This window comes from Streptomyces sp. NPDC051364 (assembly GCF_040682115.1).
Classification (GTDB): domain Bacteria; phylum Actinomycetota; class Actinomycetes; order Streptomycetales; family Streptomycetaceae; genus Streptomyces.
On record NZ_JBFBAH010000013.1, the window covers coordinates 127,025 to 145,138 of the forward strand.

Annotated in this window: 15 protein-coding genes; 2 read left to right on the forward strand and 13 right to left on the reverse strand. The window is 70.9% G+C overall.

Annotation, left to right across the window (positions count from 1 at the left end; all coding sequences use genetic code 11):
• The first annotated feature begins 8 nt into the window (after positions 1–8).
• The gene (gene pgl / locus AB0M76_RS25930) at positions 9–791 is read left to right on the forward strand and encodes a 6-phosphogluconolactonase (protein ID WP_365955136.1); all 783 of its coding nucleotides are present in this window, start codon (positions 9–11) and stop codon (positions 789–791) included.
• Between the two features lie 82 nt (positions 792–873).
• Here the strand turns inward: pgl and pgi are convergent, their stop codons facing one another.
• From pgi to AB0M76_RS25995, 13 genes are all read right to left on the reverse strand, one after another.
• Positions 874–2,580: a glucose-6-phosphate isomerase gene (gene pgi / locus AB0M76_RS25935; RefSeq protein WP_365955196.1), complete on the reverse strand. Its 1,707-nt coding sequence runs from the start codon at positions 2,578–2,580 to the stop codon at positions 874–876.
• 153 nt (positions 2,581–2,733) lie between these two features.
• Positions 2,734–3,069 carry an RNA polymerase-binding protein RbpA gene (locus AB0M76_RS25940; RefSeq protein ID WP_007263454.1) on the reverse strand — a complete coding sequence of 112 codons (336 nt, stop codon included), beginning with the start codon at positions 3,067–3,069 and terminating at the stop codon, positions 2,734–2,736.
• 187 nt (positions 3,070–3,256) lie between these two features.
• The gene (secG, locus tag AB0M76_RS25945) at positions 3,257–3,478 is read right to left on the reverse strand and encodes a preprotein translocase subunit SecG (RefSeq protein ID WP_266668175.1); all 222 of its coding nucleotides are present in this window, start codon (positions 3,476–3,478) and stop codon (positions 3,257–3,259) included.
• Between the two features lie 151 nt (positions 3,479–3,629).
• A complete protein-coding gene (tpiA, locus tag AB0M76_RS25950) occupies positions 3,630–4,406 on the reverse strand; it encodes a triose-phosphate isomerase (protein WP_365955137.1) in 777 nt (258 codons plus the stop codon).
• A gap of 6 nt (positions 4,407–4,412) precedes the next feature.
• Positions 4,413–5,624, reverse strand: a complete 1,212-nt coding sequence (locus AB0M76_RS25955; RefSeq protein ID WP_365955138.1) for a phosphoglycerate kinase — start codon at positions 5,622–5,624, stop codon at positions 4,413–4,415.
• Positions 5,625–5,768: 144 nt separating this feature from the next.
• Positions 5,769–6,776, reverse strand: a complete 1,008-nt coding sequence (gene gap / locus AB0M76_RS25960; protein ID WP_008741072.1) for a type I glyceraldehyde-3-phosphate dehydrogenase — start codon at positions 6,774–6,776, stop codon at positions 5,769–5,771.
• Between the two features lie 232 nt (positions 6,777–7,008).
• Positions 7,009–9,963 (reverse strand): M14 family zinc carboxypeptidase, encoded by a 2,955-nt coding sequence (locus tag AB0M76_RS25965; protein WP_365955139.1) that lies wholly within the window; start codon positions 9,961–9,963, stop codon positions 7,009–7,011.
• A gap of 144 nt (positions 9,964–10,107) precedes the next feature.
• Positions 10,108–11,097 carry a DNA-binding protein WhiA gene (whiA, locus tag AB0M76_RS25970; RefSeq protein WP_053688633.1) on the reverse strand — a complete coding sequence of 330 codons (990 nt, stop codon included), beginning with the start codon at positions 11,095–11,097 and terminating at the stop codon, positions 10,108–10,110.
• Positions 11,088–12,152, reverse strand: a complete 1,065-nt coding sequence (gene yvcK, locus AB0M76_RS25975) for a uridine diphosphate-N-acetylglucosamine-binding protein YvcK (RefSeq protein WP_365955140.1) — start codon at positions 12,150–12,152, stop codon at positions 11,088–11,090. The genes whiA and yvcK overlap by 10 nt, the downstream gene beginning before the upstream one ends.
• On the reverse strand, positions 12,149–13,096 hold the full coding sequence (rapZ, locus tag AB0M76_RS25980) for an RNase adapter RapZ (RefSeq protein WP_266633636.1): 948 nt from the start codon (positions 13,094–13,096) through the stop codon (positions 12,149–12,151). The genes yvcK and rapZ overlap by 4 nt, the downstream gene beginning before the upstream one ends.
• 32 nt (positions 13,097–13,128) lie before the next feature.
• On the reverse strand, positions 13,129–15,165 hold the full coding sequence (gene uvrC, locus AB0M76_RS25985; protein WP_365955142.1) for an excinuclease ABC subunit UvrC: 2,037 nt from the start codon (positions 15,163–15,165) through the stop codon (positions 13,129–13,131).
• Positions 15,166–15,451: 286 nt separating this feature from the next.
• Positions 15,452–16,231 (reverse strand): hypothetical protein, encoded by a 780-nt coding sequence (locus tag AB0M76_RS25990; RefSeq protein WP_365955197.1) that lies wholly within the window; start codon positions 16,229–16,231, stop codon positions 15,452–15,454.
• Positions 16,232–16,254: 23 nt separating this feature from the next.
• Positions 16,255–16,857 carry a papain-like cysteine protease family protein gene (locus AB0M76_RS25995; protein WP_365955143.1) on the reverse strand — a complete coding sequence of 201 codons (603 nt, stop codon included), beginning with the start codon at positions 16,855–16,857 and terminating at the stop codon, positions 16,255–16,257.
• Between the two features lie 251 nt (positions 16,858–17,108).
• Between AB0M76_RS25995 and AB0M76_RS26000 the strand changes: the two genes are divergently transcribed.
• Complete coding sequence (locus tag AB0M76_RS26000; RefSeq protein ID WP_365955144.1) at positions 17,109–18,059, forward strand: hypothetical protein; 951 nt, start codon at positions 17,109–17,111, stop codon at positions 18,057–18,059.
• The last annotated feature ends 55 nt before the right edge of the window (positions 18,060–18,114 follow it).

Genomic DNA, 18,114 nt, shown 5'->3' on the forward strand with positions numbered 1-18,114 from the left:
ACATGGGTATGACGACTCCCCAGGTCGTCGTCCACCGGGACAAGGAGCTGATGGCCCAGGCCGCAGCGGCCCGGCTCATCACGAAGATCGTCGACGCCCAGGCGGCCCGCGGCAGCGCCTCCGTCGTCCTGACCGGCGGCCGCAACGGCAACGGCCTGCTCGCCGCACTGGCGGCCGCCCCGGCCCGCGACGCCGTCGACTGGGCCCGCCTCGACCTCTGGTGGGGCGACGAGCGGTACGTCCCCGCCGACGACCCCGAGCGCAACCACGTACAGGCCCGCGAGGCCCTCCTGGACGCCGTCCCGGTGGACCCGGCACGCGTGCACGTCATGCCGGCCTCGGACGGCCCGTACGGGGACGACGTCGATGCGGCGGCGGACGCGTACGCGGAGGAGCTGCGGCGGGCCGCGGGTCCGGAGGACCACGGTCCGGTGCCGCGTTTCGACGTGCTGATGCTGGGCGTGGGCCCGGACACGCACGTGGCCTCGCTGTTCCCGGAGCACCCGGCGGCTCGCGAGACCGAGCGCACGGTGGTCGGCGTCCACGGCGCGCCGAAGCCTCCGCCGACGCGGGTCTCGCTGACCCTCCCGGCGATCCGGGCGGCCCGGGAGGTCTGGCTGCTGGCGGCCGGCGAGGACAAGGCGGGTGCGGTGGCGATCGCGCTCGGCGGCGCCGGGGAGATCCAGGCCCCGGCGGCGGCCGCGTACGGGCGCTCCCGCACGCTGTGGCTCCTGGACCGCGCGGCGGCCGCGAAGCTCCCGTCGTCGATGTACCCCCCGGCCTCGGCCTGACCCGTACGGCCACCGTACGTACGTACGGGGCCCGCCCCCTGACGGGGAGCGGGCCCTTCGTACGTCGCGACGCCTTACCGGATCAGCCGCGGCCTCGCAGACCGCGGTACGCGGCCACCAGGGCCTTCGTCGAGGCGTCCAGCCCCGGCACGTCCGCGCCCTCGGTCAGCGCCGGCTCGACCCGCTTCGCCAGGACCTTGCCGAGCTCCACGCCCCACTGGTCGAAGGAGTCGATGTTCCACACCGCGCCCTGGACGAACACCTTGTGCTCGTACAGCGCGATCAGCTGGCCCAGGACCGCCGGGGTGAGGTCCTGCGCCAGGATCGTCGTGGTGGGGTGGTTCCCCTTGAAGGTCTTGTGCGGGACCAGGGGCTCCGGTACGCCCTCCGCGCGGACCTCGTCCGCGGTCTTGCCGAAGGCCAGCGCCTGCGTCTGCGCGAAGAAGTTCGCCATCAGCAGGTCGTGCTGGGCCGCGAGCTTCGGCGGCAGTTCGCCGATCGGCCGGGCGAAGCCGATGAAGTCCGCCGGGATCACCTTCGTGCCCTGGTGGATCAACTGGTAGTACGCGTGCTGCCCGTTGGTGCCGGGCGTGCCCCAGACGACCGGACCGGTCTGCCAGTCCACCGGCTTGCCGTCCCGGTCCACGGACTTGCCGTTGGACTCCATGTCCAGCTGCTGCAGGTACGCCGTGAAGCGGGAGAGGTAGTGGCTGTACGGCAGGACCGCGTGCGACTGGGCGTCGAAGAACGCGCCGTACCAGATCCCCAACAGGCCCATCAGGAGCGGTGCGTTCTGCTCCGGGGGCGCCGTGCGGAAGTGCTCGTCCATCGTCCGGAAGCCGCCCAGCATCTCCCGGAAGGAGTCCGGCCCGATCGCGATCATCAGCGAGAGCCCGATCGCGGAGTCGAAGGAGTAACGCCCGCCGACCCAGTCCCAGAACCCGAACATGTTGGCCGGATCGATGCCGAACGCGGTGACCTTCTCGGCGTTCGTCGACAGCGCCACGAAGTGCCGTGCCACGGCCGCGGCGTCACCGCCGAGACCCGCCAGCAGCCAGTCCCGCGCCGACTCGGCGTTGGTGATGGTCTCGATGGTCGTGAACGTCTTGGAGGCGATGACGAACAGCGTCTCGGCAGGGTCCAGGTCCCGTACGGCCTCGTGCAGGTCGGCGCCGTCCACGTTGGACACGAACCGTACGGTCAGGGCGCGGTCGGTGAAGGCGCGCAGCGCCTCGTACGCCATCGCCGGGCCCAGGTCGGAGCCGCCGATGCCGATGTTGACCACGTTCTTGATGCGCTTGCCGGTGAAGCCGGTCCACGCCCCCGACCGGACCTGGTCGGCGAAGGCCGCCATCTTGTCGAGGACGGCGTGCACCGCGGGGACGACGTTCTCGCCGTCCACCTCGACCACCGCGTCCTTCGGCGCGCGCAGGGCGGTGTGCAGGACCGCCCGGTCCTCGGTCGTGTTGATCTTCTCGCCGCGGAACATCGCCTCGCGCAGCTCGGCCACGCCCGTCGCCGCCGCGAGCTCCCGCAGCAACTCCAGCGTCTCGTCGGTCACCAGGTGCTTCGAGTAGTCGATGTGCAGGTCCCCGACCCGCAGCGTGTAGCCCGTGCCCCGGTTCGGATCCGCCGCGAACAGCTCTCGCAGATGCGTCTGCCCCAGCTCTTCGCGGTGCTTGCCGAGTGCCAGCCACTCAGGCGTCCGGTTGAGCCTCGTACGTCCCTCCCGTCGCCCGCCACCACCCTCGTTTGACGCGCTTCGCGCGGCGGCCTGGTTTGCGTTCATCTCGGACATCAACCCGTTTCTTCCGTCCTGTCGTGCCCCGCCGATCACCAACCTAAGGGATCGGAAGGGACGCAACGTACGCAAAGGGGCCCGGCCCGCTGGAGAACAACTCCTGCGGGCCGGGCCCGATGTCACACCGTCACTCTTGCGTTTTCAGATCTCGCCGCGGAGCTTGGCGAGCGCCTCGGCGAGGATCGCCTCGCCGTCGGCGTCCGTGCGGCGTTCCCGTACGTACGCCAGATGCGTCTTGTAGGGCTCGGTGCGCGGCGGCGCCGGCGGGTTGTCCCGGTCCTGGCCGGCCGGGAACCCGCAGCGCGGGCAGTCCCAGGTGTCCGGCACCTGCGCGTCGCTGGCGAAGCTCGGCTGCGTCTCATGCCCGTTCGAGCACCAGAAGGAGATGCGCAGGCGGGGCGCGGACTCGCCGCGCTCGGCCTCACCCATCGGCCCCGCTCCGACCCGACTACCACGGATCGCGTTGCCACTTGCCACGGTCGTAACTCCCTGCGTGATGGTGCCGCGAAGCGTGAGTGGATTCCGCTGCGGGCGCCCCAGTCTACGTAAGGCCCAACGCACGTCCATCACATGGAGTTACTCACTCCAGGCCGCAGACGCCGTCCTCATGATAGGCGGGGCGGAGCCGACCGGACCGGCTGAATGGCCAGAACCGTCGGCTTGCCTACTTCAGCAGAATGCCGAGCGTCATGATGCAGGCGAACCAGAGCAGACCCACCACGACGGTGATGCGGTCCAGGTTGCGCTCCGCGACCGAGGAGCCGCCGACCGACGACTGCATGCCGCCGCCGAACATGTCGGAAAGGCCACCGCCCTTGCCCTTGTGCATCAGCACGAGGAGCATCAGCAGGCCGCTGAAGACGATCAGGGCGATCGAGAACCCCATAATCACGGCTGATTCCTACTTTCTGGCTTTTCTGGCTTTCCGGCTCTGCTGGATGTGCGCGGGGGCCAGTGGCTGGTGGTTCAGCCTCCTGGCCCCCGCAAGGGTACGACGGATCCGTCCTACCGCCTACTCGCTGCGACGATCACGCAGCTCACTGGTCGCGGAACCGGACGATCTTCACGAACTCGTCCGCGTCCAGCGCAGCGCCGCCGATCAGGGCGCCGTCGACGTCGGGCTGGGCCATGATCGCCGCGATGTTGCCGGACTTCACCGAGCCGCCGTACTGGATGCGGACCTTGTCGGCCAGCTCCTGGGAGTACAGCTCGGCGAGGCGGCCGCGGATCGCCCCGCAGACCTCCTGAGCGTCGTCGGGGGTGGCGACCTCGCCGGTCCCGATCGCCCAGACGGGCTCGTACGCGATCACGATGGACTCGACCTGGTCGGCCGGGACGTCCTTGAGGCCGCCGTCGACCTGGGCCAGCGTGTACGGGACCTGCTGTCCGGCCTTGCGGATGTCCAGGCCCTCGCCGACGCACAGGATCGGGGTGAGCCCGTGCTGGTAGGCGGCCTTGACCTTGGCGTTGCAGAGCTCGTCGCTCTCGCCGTGGTACTGGCGGCGCTCGCTGTGGCCGACGGCCACGTACGTGCACTTCAGCTTCGCGAGCATCGAGCCGGAGATCTCGCCGGTGTAGGCGCCGGAGCCGTGCGCCGAGATGTCCTGGGCGCCGTACTTGATCTTCAGCTTGTCGCCGTCGACCAGGGTCTGGACCGAACGCAGGTCGACGAAGGGCGGCAGGACCGCGACCTCGACGGCGTCGTAGTCCTTGTCGGCGAGCGCGAAGGCGAGCTTCTGGACGTGCGCGATGGCCTCGAGATGGTTGAGGTTCATCTTCCAGTTGCCCGCCATGAGCGGGGTACGCGTGGTCATACGGGTTCAGACCTCCAGTGCGGCGAGGCCGGGGAGCGTCTTGCCCTCGAGGTATTCGAGGGAGGCGCCGCCACCGGTAGAGATGTGGCCGAAAGCGTTCTCGTCGAAGCCGAGCGTGCGCACGGCCGCGGCGGAGTCCCCGCCGCCGACCACGGTGAACGCGCTGCTGTCGACGAGGGCCCGCGCGATGGCGCTGGTTCCTCCGGCGTAGTCGGGGTGCTCGAAGACGCCCACGGGACCGTTCCAGAAGACGGTCTCCGCGTCGGTGATCTTCGACGCGTACAGCTCACGGGTCTTGGGACCGATGTCCAGACCCTCCTTGTCGGCGGGGATCTTGTCCGCGTCGACGGTGATGAACTCGGCCGGGGTCTTGCCCTTGAGGTCGGGGAAGTCCCCCGAGGCCAGGATGTCGACCGGGAGGACCAGCTCGACGCCGTTCTTCTCGGCGCGCGCCATGTACTCCTTGACGACGTCCACCTGGTCCTTCTGGAGCAGGGAGATGCCGACCTCGTAGCCCTTGGCGTAGAGGAAGGTGTAGGCCATGCCACCGCCGATGAGGATGCGGTCGGCCTTGCCGAGCAGCTGGTCGATGACGGCCAGCTTGTCGGAGACCTTGGCGCCGCCGAGGACGACCACGTACGGGCGCTTGACGTCGGCGGTCAGCTTCTTCAGGACGCCGACCTCGGTGGCGATCAGGTAGCCGGCCGCGTGCGGGAGGCGCGCGGGCAGGTCGAAGACCGAGGCGTGCTTGCGGTGGACAGCGCCGAAGCCGTCGCCGACGTAGATGTCGGCGAGCTCGGCGAGCTGGTCCGCGAACGCGCCGCGCTCGGCGTCGTCCTTCGAGGTCTCACCGGCGTTGAAGCGCAGGTTCTCGATGACGGCGACCTGGCCGTCGGCGAGGGCGGCGACGGTCGACTTGGCGGAGTCACCGACGGTGTCGGTGGCGAACGCGACGTCCGCACCGAGCAGTTCGCCGAGCCGCTTGGCGGCCGGGGCGAGGGAGAAGGCCGGGTCCGGGGCGCCCTTGGGGCGGCCCAGGTGCGAGGCGACGACCACGCGGGCGCCGGCTTCGGCGAGCTTCGCGATGGTCGGCTGCACGGCACGGATGCGGCCGTCGTCGGTGATCGTGTCGCCCGAGAGCGGCACGTTGAGGTCGGCGCGGACGAAGACCCGCTTGCCGGCGACGCCTTCGGCGAGCAGTTCGTCGATCGTCTTCATGTGTTTCTACTCCTTATCCCCATACACGGGTTCTGCCGGTGCGGGGCCGATCGGTCGAGGCAGACAACAGGGCCCGTGCAGCGCTCCATCGCGCTGACCGGACCCTGTGCCCACATCTTGGTGCCTAGCCCTGCTACCTGAGACTTAGAGCTGACCGCCGACGAAGACGGTCAGGTCGACGAGGCGGTTGGAGTAGCCCCACTCGTTGTCGTACCAGCCGACGACCTTGACCTGCGTACCGTCCTGAACCATGGTCAGGGAGGAGTCGAAGGTGCAGGAAGCCGGCCAGTTCACGATGTCGGAGGAGACGATCGCGTCCTCGGTGTAGTCGAGGATGCCCTTGAGCTGACCCTCGGCGGCCTTCTGGAAGGCGGCGTTGATCTCTTCCTTGGTGGTCTCGCGGGAGAGCTCCAGGACGAGGTCGGTGACCGAGCCGGTCGGGACCGGGACGCGCATCGCGATGCCGTCCAGCTTGCCCTTGAGCTGCGGGAGGACCAGCGCGGTGGCCTTGGCGGCACCCGTCGAGGTCGGGATGATGTTCTCGGCGGCGGCGCGGGCGCGGCGCAGGTCCGAGTGCGGGAAGTCCAGGATGCGCTGGTCGTTCGTGTACGCGTGGACCGTGGTCATCATGCCCTTGACGATGCCGAAGTTCTCGTCGAGAACCTTGGCCATCGGCGCCACGCAGTTGGTGGTGCAGGAGGCGTTGGAGATGACGTGGTGGTTGGCCGCGTCGTACTTGTCCTGGTTGACGCCCATCACGATGGTGATGTCCTCGTCCTTGGCCGGAGCCGAGATGAGGACCTTCTTCGCGCCCGCGGCAATGTGCTTGGCGGCGTCGGCCTTCTTGGTGAAGATGCCGGTCGACTCGATGACGATGTCCGCACCGAGCTCGCCCCAGGGCAGGTTCGCGGGGTCGCGCTCGGCGAACGTCTTGAAGGTCTTGCCGTCGACGGTGATGGTGTCGTCGGTGTGGGAGACCTCGGCCTTGAGGCGGCCCAGGATGGTGTCGTACTTGAGCAGGTGCACCAGGGTCGCGTTGTCAGTCAGGTCGTTGACACCGACGATCTCGATGTCCGCTCCCTGCTCAAGGAGCGCCCGGAAGTAGTTGCGGCCAATTCGGCCAAAACCGTTGATGCCTACGCGGATCGTCACGAACCGATCTCCTCGTTGGTGCGCCGGCCTGTCCCGCCGGCGAGCTGTATGGGATGTCCCCGACCGCTTACGACCCTACCTCTCCGTGAGCTTTTGAGTGACATCGGCCGGGACCTGACACTCCCCCTGCCACATGGGGGGACCGCGGCCGGGGCCCCGTACCGTGCACTCGGTACGGGACCCCGAACCTTGGGCCATCGTCACTCAACGTGAGCGACGAGGGCTCGTATGATCAGTGGTGCAGCGACCTGAGCGCCTTACCGACGAGTACGGCTCGGTCCGCCGCCGCCGGCAGGTGTTCGAGGCCGAAGCCGAGGAGCACCGTGTTACGCGTAGTGACCGACGCGTACGACTTGAACAGCTCCCCGGACCGGGACCAATCGCCCGCAACCGCGGGGCTTCCGGCAGGTGCACTCTGGGCGGTCCAAGCCCCCAGCGAGGTCTCGAATCCCTCCACGGCCTGGTCGGCTCCGCCGGACGAGACGCGCGCCTCGTCCGCGAACACGCCCCGGCCGCCGGCGCCGCCGTCCGAGACGTACGAGAGGGAGACCTCGACGGTCTTGCCCGCGTACGCGCTCAGGTCGAAGGAGACCTGCTTCCAGCCGTCGGACGAGCCGGTGAAGCTGTTCCAGGAGCCGCTCGTGCCCTGGGCGGCGCAGCCGGCGCTGTCGAGGGTGAGGTAGTGGCGCAGGAACGGGTGGCCGTTGATGAAGAAGCCGGCCTCGCACTCCGACGGGACGGCGGTGCTGCTCAGGCCGCCGGCCTCGGGCAGCGTGGTCCAGTCCTCCGCGCCGGCCGTGTGGGCCTCGAGCACCGCGTGGTCGTAGCCCTGTTCGGTGTTCCAGTTGAGGGCCATCTTGAGCTGCGGCTTGTCGGCGGCCGTGACCTTGGTCAGGTCGACCGTGCGGGTCAGCCGCTTCCACTCGTCGTCCTCGTGGGTGGCCGCGGCCATCCCGGCGCCGGAGTAGGGGGCGTACGGGTTCACGACCCCGGCGTACTGGCCCGCCTGCGCGCTCTTGAACTGCGGGAACTGCGCCGCCGGCAGGGAGTCGGAGGTGACCGCGTAGGACCCGGGGGCATTGAACGGGTTGCCCGCCGCGTCGCCCAGGCCGCCCTTGGCGCCGGCGAGGGCACCCGTACCGGTGAAGCCGGTGGCTCCGCTCGCACTCGTACGGCTGTAGGCGCCGAGGTAGTACTGGCTGAAGTCGTCGGTCACGGCGCGGCCGACCTGGGCGTTGCCGCCCGCGAGCTCGCCGGCCTCGATCAGCTTGCCGCCCTCGTTGAGGAAGTCGCGCACGGCGAGCTGGGTGGCGCCGCCGGGCGTCTTGGCGCCCGTGTAGTGCACGGCCGTACGGAAGTGGGAGAGCACGCCGAGGTGGTGCGGGGCGCCCTGCACCGCCACGTCCCAGACCGCCGCGGACTTCCCGTTGGCGCGCAGGGCGTCGACGTACTCCTGCGCGTGCTGGGCCTTGGCGCCCTCCTCCGCGATCACCAGCACGTCGGCGCGCGGCCGCTCGGCCACCGTGTACGTGAAGTGCTCGCTGGAGACCTGCTTGCCGGAGCGGTCGCGGCCGGTGAACCAGACCTCGACCTTGTCGCCGGGCTTGGCGCCGTCGACCTTGGCCCGGTACTCGTCGAACCAGTTGTTGTCCTCGCCGCCGTAGACGTCGCCGCCCTTCCAGGCCCCCAGCCCGTCGTCGTGCGTGCGGCCGCCGTTGATACGGAACTTGAGCTGCTTGTCCTTCAGCGCCTTGCGGGCGGTGACGGCGACCGTCTGGTCCTCGCCCTTGGCCACGTAGGAGGTGGTGAAGGGGTCCAGGGTGAAGTCCGCGGCGCTCAGGCCCACGGAGGACTTCGGCTGGTCCGGGTGGGCGGCGCTCTCGCCGACGGCGAGCGCGAAGGAGATGTTCTTCGCGAACTCCGCCTGGATGAGCTTCTCGTCGTCCGGGAAGTTGAAGCCGGACCGGCAGTCCTCGGGCTTCCACCGGTCGTTCGGGTCGCTCGCGGAGGCCGTCTGGCAGGTGGTCATCTCCGGCGTGAACATCATGACGCCGTTGACGTTGGCGGCGTGGCCGTCGGCCTCGCCGTTGGTGGTGTAGAGCTCCGAGGAGACCTGCGGGTAGTAGCCCGGGATCGCGGAGTTCTCCGGGGTGCCGGCGAGCGCCTTGTAGGCGACGTCGTCCGGGGTCGGGGTGGCCACCTGCCAGCCCACGCCGTAGAGCAGCAGCTCGGCGGCGGAGTGGTAGTTGATGGCGTACTTGAAGCCGATGCGCTTCTCGAACTTGTCGAGGGCGACGGTCTCCGGCTCGGAGGACGCCTTGGTGCCGCGGTAGGTCTCGCTCGACTGGTTCGGCGAGGAACCCTCGTTGTCGTAGCCCCACTTGTAGGCGAAGTTCCGGTTGAGGTCGACGCCGTCACCGGTGGTGATCTTGCCGTCGCCGTTGTTGTCGTGCAGGTTCTTGCGCCACAGCCGGTCGCCGTCGGGGGAGTGCGTGTAGTCGTACCCGTCCGGGTTGGCGGACAGCAGGAACCACAGCTCGGTGGAGTCCACCAGCTTGGTGATCCGCTGGTCCTTGCCGTAGTTGTCGAGGGTGTGGTGCATCAGCCGCCGGGTCATCTCCGGAGTGATCCACTCCCGGGCGTGCTGGTTGGACATGTAGAGCACGGACGGCTTGTCGCCGTCCTTGGCCGTGCGGGCGTTCTTGGTGACCTTCAGGGCGAGGATGTCTTTGCCCTGGACGGTCTTGCCGATGGAGACCACCTTGGCGAGGCCCGGGTTGGCCTGGGCGGTCTTGAGGATCTCCTCCTGGAGGCCGCCCTTGCCGCTGTACGGGCGGAAGACCCCGTCGCCGGCGACCTGGGTACGGGCCGCGCCCGCGGGGACCTTGTGCTCGGCCAGCTTGACGCCCCGGCCGGCGAGCTCCTTGGCCTGGCCGCCGGTGAGGAACAGCTCGACCTTGGCGGTCCCGGTCTCCGGGGCGCGTTCGGTGAGCTCGTGGGCGTCCTGGCCCGCGGCGAGGAGGAGCGGGATCTGCTCCTTGGTGACGTCCGCGTCGTAGACCCGTACCTCGTCGGCGCCGGGTGCGGCGTCTGCTGCGGGCAGGGCGTGGGCCGCCGGGAGGACGGCCAGTGTGGTTCCGAAGACGAGTGCGCTTGCGGCGAGGATCGATCTCGCGCGGTGCCTCATGTGCCCCCCTGGGCGTCGTCTGCCACGAAAGCGTTCGGACGACAGGCTCACGATCAGGCGATGCTCATGTCAATGGGGCGTGTCTCAAAGGGGCCCGCACGTGTGACGTGCGGGCCCCCTTGCGGCGTACGGGACGAGGCGCGGCTAGCCGGCCATGTTGTCGGCCAGGTCCTCGCTGAGGTTGGACTCGGTGCCCGGGACGCCGAGGTCCTGGGCCCGCTTGTCCGCCATCGCCAGCAGGCGGCGGATCCGGCCCGCGACCGCGTCCTTGGTCAGCGGCGGGTCGGCGAGCGCGCCCAGCTCCTCGAGGGAGGCCTGCTTGTGCTCCATACGCAGCCGGCCGGCCGCGGCGAGGTGCTCGGGCACCTCTTCCCCGAGGATCTCCAGGGCACGCTGGACCCGGGCTCCGGCGGCCACCGCGGCCCGCGCCGAGCGGCGCAGGTTGGCGTCGTCGAAGTTGGCGAGGCGGTTGGCGGTGGCGCGCACCTCGCGCCGCATCCGCCGCTCCTCCCAGGCCAGCACCGACTCGTGCGCGCCGAGCCGGGTCAGCAGGGCGCCGATGGCGTCGCCGTCGCGGACCACGACCCGGTCCACCCCGCGCACCTCGCGCGCCTTGGCGGCGATGGAGAGCCGGCGGGCGGCGCCCACCAGGGCCAGGGCGGCCTCCGGACCGGGGCAGGTCACCTCCAGGGAGGAGGACCGGCCCGGCTCGGTGAGCGAGCCGTGGGCCAGGAAGGCACCGCGCCAGGCCGCCTCGGCGTCGCAGGTGGCCCCGGAGACGACCTGCGGGGGGAGACCGCGGATGGGACGGCCGCGGCCGTCCACGAGGCCCGTCTGGCGCGCCAGCTGGTCGCCGCCGGCCACGACCCGGACGACGTACCGGCTGCCGCGGCGCAGGCCGCCGGGAGCCATGACCACCAGGTCCGACGAATGGCCGAAGATCTCCAGGATGTCCTTGCGCAGGCGTCTGGCCGCGATCCCCGTGTCCAGCTCCGCCTCGATGACGATGCGGCCGCTCACCAGGTGCAGCCCGCCCGCGAACCGAAGGATCGCCGAGACCTCCGCCTTCCTGCAGCAGGTCCGGGTGACGGGCAGGCGGGAGATCTCATCCTTCACCGCAGGCGTCATCGCCATGGGCCGATCCTTCCATGCATCCGAAAAATACGGTCGTACGCGGCGGCGAGCAGCTCCGGATCATGCTTCGGAGAGCCGTCTTCCCTGGCCACCGGCGCCAGCTCGACCGCGGCGCCGAACCGTTTTGCGGCATCGGCGAGGGACTCGCGGTCGGGCACGGCGGCCTCGTCGGCCAGCACCACGTCCAGGGCGAGTTTAGGGGCGTGTCGGGCCAAAACCTCCAAATGACGCTGCGGAGAGAAGCCCTCTGTTTCACCGGGCTGCGGCGCGAGGTTCAGCGAGAGGACCCGCCGGGCCTTGGTCTCGATCAGCGCGTCGAGCAGTTCCGGCACCAGCAGGTGCGGGATCACGGAGGAGAACCAGGATCCCGGACCGAGCACCACCCAGTCCGCGTCCAGGACCGCAGCGACGGCCTCCGGCACGGCCGGCGGATCGCCGGGCACGACCTGTACGGAGAGCACCTCGCCGGGGGTGGTGGCCACCGTGGCCTGCCCCCGGACGGTGTCGACCTCGCCCGGGCGGGTCTGATCGTGGCCGCGGACCAGCGCCTGGAGCTCCAGCGGCACCGCCGACATCGGCAGGACGCGGCCGTGCGCGCCGAGCAGTTTCCCGACCAGGTCGAGGGCCTGGACGGGGTCGCCGAGCTGTTCCCACAAGGCGACGATCAGCAGGTTGCCGACCGCGTGCCCGTGCAGATCGCCCTCGGACTGGAAGCGGTGCTGGATGACCCGGGCCCAGGTCTGGCCCCAGTCGTCGTCCCCGCACAGCGCGGCCAGCGCCTTGCGCAGGTCGCCGGGCGGCAGCACGCCGAGCTCCTCCCGGAGCCGGCCGCTGGAACCGCCGTCGTCGGCGACGGTGACCACCGCGGTGAGGTCACCGGTGATGCGGCGCAGGGCGGCGAGGGAGGCCGACAGGCCCTGGCCGCCGCCGAGCGCCACCACCTTGGGGGTGGCTCCGCGCCGGTGGCCGGAGCGGCCGGAGCGGCCCACGCCGTCCTCGCCCCGTCCCGGGGTGAGGCGGCGCAGGCGGCTCAGCCGCGGGGTCCGTGCGGTCACTCGCGCCCCATGTCCCGGTGGACTACGACGGTCTCGACTCCCTCGGAGGCGAGGCGGGCGGCGAGCTTCTCGGACATGGCCACGCTGCGGTGCTTGCCGCCGGTGCAGCCGACCGCGATGGTCACGTACCTCTTGCCCTCGCGGCGGTAGCCGGTGGCGATGAGCTGGAGCAGCTCGGTGTAGCGGTCGAGGAACTCCTTGGCGCCGGGCTGGCTGAAGACGTAGCCCGACACCTCCGGGTTGAGGCCGGTGAAGGGGCGCAGCTCGGGGACCCAGTGCGGGTTCGGGATGAAGCGGCAGTCGACGACGAGGTCGGCGTCGACGGGGAGGCCGTACTTGTAGCCGAAGGACATGACGGTCGCCCGCAGCTCGGGCTCCTCGTCGCCCGCGAACTGGGCGTCCATCTTCGCGCGCAGCTCGTGCACGTTCAGGCTGGAGGTGTCGATGACCAGGTCGGCGTCGCCGCGCAGCTCGCGCAGCAGGTCGCGCTCGGCGGCGATGCCGTCGGTGATGCGGCCGTCACCCTGGAGGGGGTGCGGGCGGCGGACCGACTCGAAGCGGCGGACCAGCGCGTCGTCGGAGGACTCCAGGAAGACGATGCGCCGGGTGACGCCCTTGCTGTCGAGGTCGGAGAGGGACTCGCGCAGGGCGTCGAAGAACTGGCGGCCGCGGACGTCGACGACGACGGCGATGCGCGCCACGTTGCCCTGCGAGCGGGCACCGAGCTCCACCATGGTGGGGATCAGCGCCGGCGGGAGGTTGTCGACGACGAACCAGCCGAGGTCCTCCAGACACTTGGCCGCCGTACTGCGGCCGGCCCCGGACATACCGGAGATGATCACCAGCTCGGGGATGGCCGCCTCGGCCGTATCTCCGGGCTCCGCTGTCGTGCCGGTACTCACCTGTGCTCCGTCTCGGTCGTGCTCGGTCGTGTGGTCGGTCATCTCGCCGGTCGTCTGCTCGGTCTCGCGCTCGGTCATTGCTCGGTCCCCCGTTCGGACGATGTCCCCCAGCTGCCGCTGGGAGGTGCCCCCACCCGCGGGGGCGCGGTCTCATCCTCAATGATCTCTCCTGTCGCCGTGTTGACGGCAGGACCGGCGGGAACCGACCGGGCGAGCGCCGCGGCCACGGTCTCGGCCGTCTTGCGGCCTATGCCCGGGACCTCGCAGATCTGGTCGATTGTCGCCTGTCTCAGCTTTTTCACCGAACCGAAGTGCTTGACCAGGGCCTGCCTGCGGCTTTCCCCGAGACCGGGCACCTCGTCGAGCGGGCCCGCCTTGAGCCGTTTTCCGCGCTTGTTCCGCTGGTACTGGATGGCGAACCGGTGGGCTTCGTCACGTACCCGCTGGAGCAGGTAGAGGCCCTCGCTGGTGCGGGGCAGCACGACCGGGTCGTCCTCGCCGGGCAGCCAGACCTCCTCCAGCCGCTTGGCCAGCCCGCACACGGCCACGTCGTCGATGCCGAGCTCCTCCAGGGCCCGCTTCGCGGCGGCCACCTGCGGCTGCCCGCCGTCGACCACGACGAGCTGGGGCGGGTACGCGAAGCGCTTGGGCCGCCCGTCGTCCTCGGCGAGCGGGTCCTCCCCGTCCTCCGGGGACCACTCCCCCGTCTTCAGCTTCTCCTGGAGGTACCGGCGGAAGCGCCGGGACACCACCTCGTGCATGGACCGGACGTCGTCCTGCCCCTCGAACGATTTGATCTGGAAGCGCCGGTACTCGCTCTTTCGCGCCAGCCCGTCCTCGAAGACGACCATCGAGGCCACCACGTCGTCGCCCTGGAGGTGCGAGATGTCGAAGCACTCGATGCGCAGCGGCGCGCTGTCCAGCTCGAGCGCCTCGGCGATCTCCTCCAGGGCCCGGGAGCGGGTGGTGAGGTCGCTCGCGCGCTTGGTCTTGTGCAGGGCCAGGGACTGCTGCGCGTTGCGGTGGACCGTCTCCATCAGCGCCTTCTTGTCCCCGCGCTGCGGAATGCGCAGGCTGACCAGGGAACCACGTCGCTCCGCGAGCCACTCGCCCAGCGCGGGCGCGTCCTCGGGCAGCGCCGGAACGAGCACCTCCTTGGGCACGCTCTCCCCGGTCTCCTCCCCGTAGAGCTGCTGGAGGGCGTGCTCGACCAGCCCGGCGGTGTCCACTGGCTCCACCTTGTCGGTGACCCAGCCGCGCTGCCCGCGCACGCGCCCGCCGCGGACGTGGAAGATCTGCACGGCCGCTTCGAGCTCGTCCTCGGCGACGGCGATGAGATCGGCATCCGTGGCATCGGCGAGGACGACGGCGTTCTTCTCCATCGCCCGGCGCAGCGCCCCTATGTCATCGCGCAGCCGGGCGGCCTTCTCGTACTCCATCTCCTCGGCGGCCTCGTGCATCCGCCCCTCGAGCCGGGAGAGGTACGTCCCGGTCCGCCCTGCCATGAAGTCGCAGAAATCCTCCGCGAGTTCGCGGTGCTCCTCGGGGGTGACCCGGCCGACACAGGGCGCGGAGCACTTGCCGATGTAGCCGAGCAGGCAGGGCCGGCCGATCTGCGCGGAGCGCTTGAACACCCCGGCGGAGCAGGTCCGCACGGGGAACACCCGCAGCATGAGGTCGACGGTCTCGCGAATCGCCCAGGCGTGCCCATAGGGCCCGAAGTACCGCACACCCTTCTTCTTGGGCCCCCGCATGACCTGAACCCTCGGGTACTCCTCGTTCATCGTCACGGCGAGGGAGGGGTAGCTCTTGTCGTCCCGGTACTTGACGTTGAACCGGGGGTCGTACTCCTTGATCCAGGAGTACTCGAGCTGCAGCGCCTCGACCTCGGTGGAGACGACGGTCCACTCGACGGAGGCGGCCGTGGTCACCATGGTGGCGGTACGGGGATGCAGCCCGGCGAGATTCTGGAAGTAGCTGGCCAGCCGCTGCCGCAGGCTCTTGGCCTTCCCGACGTAGATCACCCGGCGGTGCTCGTCGCGGAATCGGTAGACACCCGGGGAGTCGGGAATCTGCCCCGGCGCGGGACGGTAGCTGGAAGGGTCGGCCATGCCAACCACCCTACTTCCGCCCACCGACAACCCCCGTACACCGCCCACCCCAGCCCACCCGGCCCCGCCCGCGTTCGAGGCGCGGGGGCGTGGGGGCCGGCCCCCACCAACGGCTGCGCCGCACCTGCAAGCGGGTCCGGGGCGCAGCCCCGGTTGGGGGCACCTCCCAGCGGTAGCTGGGGGAGGGAGAAGGGCGGGGCGGGGAGCAGGCACCCGCAGGGTCCGGACGGCCGGCTGGCCGCCCGGGTCCTGCCGGCCACGCCCCGGCGGGCGCGAACCCGACGGGTCAGGCCATCGCGCGGCCCCGCCGCGACCGCCGCACGGCGACCACCCCGAGCGCCCCGAGCGCAAGACCGCCCGCGACGGCCCCGGCCGCTACCGGCGCGCCCCCGTCGTCGGCGGACACCGAGTAGCCACCCGCCTTACCCCCCTCCGCATACGCCGACCCCGGCAACTTGTCCCCGTACGCCCGCGTCACCCGCGACCGGTACGCGGCAAGGCTGGTGCCCCCCGCCCCGACGGCACGCTCGGCATCCTCGTCCAGCGGCAGCACCCGGCTCCCCCCGGCCACGTACCACGCGTCGATCTGCGGTTCCCGGAACACCGTCCCGCCCGGCAGCTTCGCGGAGCCCATCTGCGCGTAGCGGAATTCGTCGTCGCCGGTGGCGATGTTCACGACCTGCCACCCCGCATCGGTCCGGGCGGTCCACAGTGAGGCCTGCTGCCCGTCCGAGGAGACCGCCTTGCCGGCGAGGAACTCCACCCGGGCCACGGACGCCCCGGCCTTGCCCGCCACGAAGTCCGGGGACAGGTAGCTGACCGGTATCACCTCGCCCTCGACCCGCGGCCGGGCCGCATCCGGCGCGACCTTGCCCTCGCGGGCGAAGAAGCGGGAGAGCGTGGCCAGGGTGTCGGGGGCGGCGGCCGCCTGCGCGGCTGCGGCCCTGGTCTCGGCGGTGACGGACTGCGGCTGCGGTACGGGGGCCGCCGAGGCCGGCGGGGCCGCTACGCCGACGAGGGCGACGGCGGTCGCGGCGAGAACCGCGGCGGCGGCGCGCTTGGTCATGACGGTCACGGCGGTCACGGCGGTCACGCCCCGATCCGGTAGAGCGAGTGGGTCCAGGAGAAGGTGCTGTTGTCCACGTACCAGGCGTGCGAGGCCCAGTTGTAGCGGTCGCTGGACGGCCACGGATCGCCCCAGTAGACCCAGCTGTTGGCGGTGTCGTAGCCGTAGATGACGTGCATGTGGCCACCGCCGTTGGACCACTGGATCCGGGTCTCGACCGGCCGGTTCGCGTCGATCTCGCTCTGCACGGTGGTGTAGCGGAGCCAGCCGTTCACATACGAGCCGGAGTTGATGCCGGCCCAGTTCAGGGCGGTCTGGACGTTGCCGAGGGTGGCTTGGTTGTTCGGGCAGTCGTAGCCCTGCTGACGGTTGAAGGCGGCGTTGCAGAACTGGTTCTGGGTGTAGTTGCGGCCGAACCAGGTGGCGATGGTGTTGCCGCTCGCGGCCCAGCACCAGTTGGTCTTCGCTTGCGCCTGCATGGTGATGTTCAGTCGCTTGTACGCCAGGGCGGAGTCGGTGCCGGCATCGCTCGTGGGGGCAGCGGTGGCGGCAGCGGTGGGCAGGGCGAAGAGCACGGCGGTGAGGACGGCGGCCAGGGAAAGCCGCCGCCGGTTTCGGTTGCGCATCGCGTTCCTCCCGTGTGGGGATCTCCCCGGGTGGGGCCGGGGAGGTTGGGGATGGAGGAGCGCGTCCGGACGCTGCGCCGAGCATCAGGGTGTTGTCGCGATCAGGTCAACAGGCTTCAATACGCGGTGACATTGCAGTGTGAACGGCGGGACCGCAGTGTGAACGACTGCCGTCCTTTCACCTGGACCCCGGCTGCCACCGCCGGGCTCTCCCGCCCCACCGTGCGTGAATGTTCACAGGAGGAGCCGTCATGCGAGCGAGCGGGGAGAGCGCAGAGGCGAGCGCCCAGGAGCTGGGCCACCTGCTCCGCGCCGGCCCCTTCCATCTCGCGCTGCGCGCCGCCCTCACCGCCCGCGGCCTGCCCCTGCACCGCGTCCAGCACCGCCTCGCGGCCCGCGGCATCAAGCTCGGCGTGACCAGCCTCAGTTACTGGCAGCAGGGCGCCCGCCGACCGCGCCGCCCCGAGTCACTGAAGGCCGTACGGGCCCTGGAGCAGATCCTGGAACTGCCCGAGGGCACCCTGCTGCGGCTGCTCGCCGCCCCGGAGGGCGCCGGACCCGAGGCGGTCCGCCCGCCGGCCCGCTCGTACCGGGCCCTGGTCAGCGTCGGCGCGGCCGTGGAGGGGCTGCTGGCCGGCATGGAACTGCCCGCGGACGGCGGCCTGCACACCGTCGGCCACCACGAGCGGGTACGGATCGGGGCGGGCGGCGAACTGCTGGGCCGCGAGTCGCAGCACGTCGTACGGGCCCACCGCGACGAGGTCGACCGGTACCTCGCCGTCCACCACGGCGACCCGGGCTGCGACCCGGCCAGGGTCCGCGTCCGGGCGGACGAGAACTGCCGGACCGGACGCGTCCGCTGGCACCGGGAGGCCGAGGTGCTGGTCGCCGAGCTGCTCTTCGACGCCCGGCTGCGCGCCGGGGACACGTACGTCTTCGGGTACGGCTTCGAGGACGGGACCGGCGGCCGCTGCACCGAGTACGTCCGCGGGTTCAGCTACAGCGGCGGGCAGTACGTGCTCCAGGTCCGCTTCGACGAGGCGGCGCTGCCGGTGCGCTGCCGGCGGTTCAGCCGGTCCGGACCGGGGGCGCCGCGCAGCGGGCTGGCGGACCTGACTCCGAGCGGACGCCACCGGGCCGTGCACCTGGTGGAGCCGGGGGTCCGGCGCGGACTGCTGGGGATCGCCTGGGACTGGGCCTAAGCGTGGCCTAAGCGACGCCTTAGCGGCCTCGGGTGCGTGCTCTCGGCGGGCCGGC

What these genes read in the sequence shown, in the direction of transcription:
- pgl (WP_365955136.1), top strand. Translation starts at nt 9, where the DNA reads ATGACGACTCCCCAGGTCGTCGTCCACCGGGACAAGGAGCTGATGGCC.
- pgi (WP_365955196.1), bottom strand. Translation starts at nt 2,580, where the DNA reads ATGAACGCAAACCAGGCCGCCGCGCGAAGCGCGTCAAACGAGGGTGGT.
- secG (WP_266668175.1), bottom strand. Translation starts at nt 3,478, where the DNA reads ATGGGGTTCTCGATCGCCCTGATCGTCTTCAGCGGCCTGCTGATGCTC.
- tpiA (WP_365955137.1), bottom strand. Translation starts at nt 4,406, where the DNA reads ATGACCACGCGTACCCCGCTCATGGCGGGCAACTGGAAGATGAACCTC.
- AB0M76_RS25955 (WP_365955138.1), bottom strand. Translation starts at nt 5,624, where the DNA reads ATGAAGACGATCGACGAACTGCTCGCCGAAGGCGTCGCCGGCAAGCGG.
- AB0M76_RS25965 (WP_365955139.1), bottom strand. Translation starts at nt 9,963, where the DNA reads ATGAGGCACCGCGCGAGATCGATCCTCGCCGCAAGCGCACTCGTCTTC.
- whiA (WP_053688633.1), bottom strand. Translation starts at nt 11,097, where the DNA reads ATGGCGATGACGCCTGCGGTGAAGGATGAGATCTCCCGCCTGCCCGTC.
- rapZ (WP_266633636.1), bottom strand. Translation starts at nt 13,096, where the DNA reads ATGACCGACCACACGACCGAGCACGACCGAGACGGAGCACAGGTGAGT.
- uvrC (WP_365955142.1), bottom strand. Translation starts at nt 15,165, where the DNA reads ATGGCCGACCCTTCCAGCTACCGTCCCGCGCCGGGGCAGATTCCCGAC.
- AB0M76_RS25990 (WP_365955197.1), bottom strand. Translation starts at nt 16,231, where the DNA reads ATGACCAAGCGCGCCGCCGCCGCGGTTCTCGCCGCGACCGCCGTCGCC.
- AB0M76_RS25995 (WP_365955143.1), bottom strand. Translation starts at nt 16,857, where the DNA reads ATGCGCAACCGAAACCGGCGGCGGCTTTCCCTGGCCGCCGTCCTCACC.
- AB0M76_RS26000 (WP_365955144.1), top strand. Translation starts at nt 17,109, where the DNA reads ATGCGAGCGAGCGGGGAGAGCGCAGAGGCGAGCGCCCAGGAGCTGGGC.